The organism is Deltaproteobacteria bacterium (assembly GCA_018668695.1).
Taxonomy (GTDB): Bacteria; Myxococcota; XYA12-FULL-58-9; order XYA12-FULL-58-9; family JABJBS01; genus JABJBS01.
In genome coordinates, this window is record JABJBS010000211.1 from 1 (window position 1) to 3,967 (window position 3,967).

Genomic DNA, 3,967 nt, shown 5'->3' on the forward strand with positions numbered 1-3,967 from the left:
ATGTCGGCAAATAAGACGGTCACCTCTTCAAAACGGTCTACCACCGACTCGCCAACCTTGAGTCGCTCGGCGATGGGCAGCGGGAGAATATTGAGCAGGAGTTCCTCGGAACGCTGGTGCGCTCTATCAAGCTTTTTCTCCGCCCGAAGTACCGCGAATTGGTAGGAATATAAAAATATAAAAATGAACCCGATGGTGCCGCCAATCGAAACGACTTCGAATAATCGAGCCACCGAGAGTGGAATCGTTTCTACAGGATTATAAGAGACAAGCTCGTACTCGAGCAGCATGTAGAGCGTTAAACCAAAAACGAGATAAAATAGTTTCCAAGGCCACTCATTCAGCGTGAAAAAGAGCGAGCCAACGGTTGCAGAAGCCAATAAGTAATGATGCCCGCCGCATTCCGGTCCAAATATAAACAGGGCTGTGAGTAAAATATGAAGATTCGTTGCAAAAAGCATAAAATGGCGACTTTTATTAACGTGCCCTCTTCGGCAAAGCCGCGCGATAAACATCCACAGCAAACCAAAGAGAAGATTGGCTAAAGCACCCACCCAAATACCCAGTAGGGCATTCATTCCCGCGTACCCCACACCCAAAACGACGCCGGAAACCGCTATATGGTAGGTGACACTCGCCCGGCGAACCTCTTCATTGCCAGTCACTTCGAGCAAAGGGGTTAGATAACGGGCTATCAATTTTTGCATGACACCTCGGTCAAAATAGTTCCACCACATATAGCTGCAACCGTGCAGGCACTGTGGAATAAACCACAGATGAGGGAAGCCTCAAAGTCCCTGGCCGTAAAACAAAGCCACGACTATTTTAATCAAATGCTCTCTTCTTTGACTTAGCTGCCTTGCGCCGCTCGTCTCTGAGCAGTACTGCTCGCTGCCTTAAGAGTTCGGCCCTTCTCTTCTCTTGTTTTTTCAACTTTTCTCGAAGCTTTTTCACATATTCTTGAGCACCAAATCCGCTTGGAAACTTTCTCTTCAAGACCATTTTCCATGGAGAAAAGGCCGCTGTTTCAATAATCAAGCCCTGATTATGCAGGGCCAAACGCCCATCTGGGTTGGAACCAAATTCAATGTGCCGCCGCTGCGGCTGACGCTTGCTCTCCAACATATAAACGTAGGCTGGTCGCTTCATCGTCACTCGCCACTTTTTCCGCTTGGCCTGGCAACGCCTCCTTCGATCTTCCGCCGAGAGCACTTTACCCTTGAGCACTTTACCCTTGAGCACACATGGCCCTCTTAAATGGCCCGCAACGATTTTCTCAACCCGCTCTGTTCCACCCACCTCATTTCCAAACGATGGCATCACAAAAGCCGCCGGCGACTGGGCTTCGTTAAGCTGCCCTTTAGGTGCCCCATTCTCATGCCCCGCACCATTCCCCCTTTGCTTACCCTTACGCCTAGCCTCCATGGCCGCCTCTTCTTTTTCCATCTCTTTAAGGTCTGACGATTTTTGCTCCATAGACATTTTTAACTCTTCGTCGAGTGTCAACATGGCCTGGGCCATTTGCTCCAGTGCTCGGTCTAAAACATCTTGGGCCAGTTTATGGAATTTACGCGTTGGCTCTGAACAGCTCTTATCTCTACCCCAACCCTCCCGTACAGTGCGATGCGAGAGCAAGGTCGCTCGGTCTTTTTTAAACGCGTCACGGCTCAGCAGATAATCCTCAGCACATTTTGGGAAGCTTTGATTGTTAACCAAATCCAGACCTCCATGAGACCGTATCGAGCCCATCGCACTCAAGGTGCTCAAGGAAGGGTTATTGGCAATTCGAATTCCCTTACCAACTTCTCGTAGATTTCTTAGCCCCTCCAGGTTTGGTAAACTTTTATTTCCCTCAAACCGTATTTCGCCGCCCACCGAGTGTAACCCTCGAAGACCGTGAACCGACACCAATGCGCGATTGTTCTCAATAATAAGTGAGCCCTTAATAGACTCTAATGTTGTGAGTTCATCAAGGTGACTAAGCGCCGTGCCCACTATTCGGACATCCCCTTCAACCGATCGATAGCCAAAAACCGATAACAAATCCTCGCGGGTACGTATGACCAAATCATCTTTAAACGCACCCAGATCTGGCGGCTCGCCTGTGCTCATTCCAGGACTGGTTTGCGGCTCAAACTTCTCAGCCGGAGTTGCTTTGGCCTCATCAGAGCGAGCAGGTTTAGAGTCTTTAAGAGGATGGGTAATTCGGCCGGAGCGCCATTCTAAAAAGAGCAGCTCGGGGTCGAGCTCAAGGTTGCCAAAGAAATCGGGATTGCCCGATGCATCAATCTTACCCGTTTTAGGATTGTATCGAAGAAACGACCCATAATGAGTTTCCAAATAGATATAAGTTCGCCAACCACTCTTTTTCACAATTCTTGAAAATAGATGCGGCGGCCGGGGCGGCCCATTTGTATAGATAATTTGTCCGTCAGCGGTGGCTTCGAAATAAAGCCGGTGCCCCGCCTGGAGTGTCACACTGCGAGCCGCTTCCAAACCAACATCTGGTTGGCTTATCCAAACCACTCCGAAAATCAGCGCGGCTAAAACCGCAAGCGCCAGTGTTCTCCAGGTAAAATAGGACGGCTCTGAATGGGTCGCCACAATTGCCCCCAAAGTAATGATACATCCGAGTTCTCTTGATATTCTATCTTAGAATAAAGCAGGGCTCAAAGCGCCACAGCGCTGTCTCAGCTAGATTCCTCAACAACGCGGTAAAGAGTCTGCTTTTCCTTAAATCCCTTGAGTTCAAACTCACCCGCAGGCCTGGCCTCACCCTCTCCCAAATGAGAACGGATTGCACCAGAAACAAAGGTCGATCCATCCAAAGCCGCCGACTCAATCCTGGCAGCCAAGTTTACCGTAGGTCCAATACAGGTGTAATCAGAACGCTGGTCAGAGCCAAAATTACCCACCACGGCCGGGCCCTGATGTATTCCGATTCTCATTTTAAGACCACCGGCTCCGTTATCATTCCACTGCTTGCACAAGGCCGTCATCTCTCGCTGCATCGCACGGGCACAAGCAACTGCCAAGCGGGCCTGTTTTTCACTGCCCACATCATTCGGAGCACCAAACATCACCATGATGGCGTCACCAATAAACTTATCGATGGTCCCCTCGTGCTCAAAAATAACTTCATTCATTTTAGTGAAATATGCATTGAGGAAGGATGCAATCAGTTCGGGACCTAAAATCTCCGAGATTCTTGTGAATCCCGCAAGGTCGCTGAACAAGACCGTAATGGGCCGAAGCTCCGCAGGCTTATCCATGCTCAATCTGCCAGCCACTATCTCTGTTATGAGCGAGGGCGGCAGGTATCGCTTGAGCACGCTCTCAGTAATATAATGATTGAGATCGACAACTTCTTTTTCTTTAGCCTTCAGAGCAACTAAGTTCCGAACCGCCGAGACTAATTCCTGCGAGTTAAATGGTTTTCCCAGAAAAACATCAGCACCTATTTGCGTCCCAATGACCTTACTTTCGACGTCACTTTTAGCCGTTAATAGAATACAAGGTGTTCCGGAAACCTCATCATGATCCCGAATCTTAGCTACTAAATCTGGCCCAGAAAGTTTAGGCATCATCCAATCAGTTATGACCAAGTCTGGGCGATGCTCTATGAGAACCTCGAAAGCCTGCTCACCATTCGCCGCCTTAAGAACAGTATAGCCCTCCGCCTTCAGTGTCTTGGCGATAAGCTCTCTCATCTCCATTAAGTCATCGACGACCAGAACCTTTACATCGCCCTTTATCGGCTCATCTGCAGAATCTTCTGCAATATCTTCAACTTCACAGGCGATTCCCGTCGCACCTTTATCAGCCAACAACCAAGCCTTCTCGGAGAATTCAATATCGTCAACTTCAGAAGCGGGCTGCTCAGCCAGTGCGAAATTTGCGAAAAATGTTGCGCCCTCTCCCCAGGTACTTTTAACTCCAACCGACGCACCCATTTCTTCAGCCAACG

Annotated in this window: 3 protein-coding genes; all 3 read right to left on the minus strand. The window is 49.1% G+C overall.

Annotated elements, in window-relative coordinates:
* Positions 1 to 707: hypothetical protein (locus HOK28_11150; GenBank protein ID MBT6433643.1), on the minus strand; the 707-nt coding region annotated here is incomplete at its 3' end.
* Positions 708 to 825: 118 nt separating this feature from the next.
* Entirely contained in the window at positions 826 to 2,604 is a 1,779-nt protein-coding gene (locus HOK28_11155) for a hypothetical protein (GenBank protein ID MBT6433644.1), read from the minus strand.
* An 86-nt stretch (positions 2,605 to 2,690) separates the two neighbouring features.
* On the minus strand, positions 2,691 to 3,967 hold a 1,277-nt coding region (locus tag HOK28_11160; GenBank protein ID MBT6433645.1), incomplete at its 5' end, for a response regulator.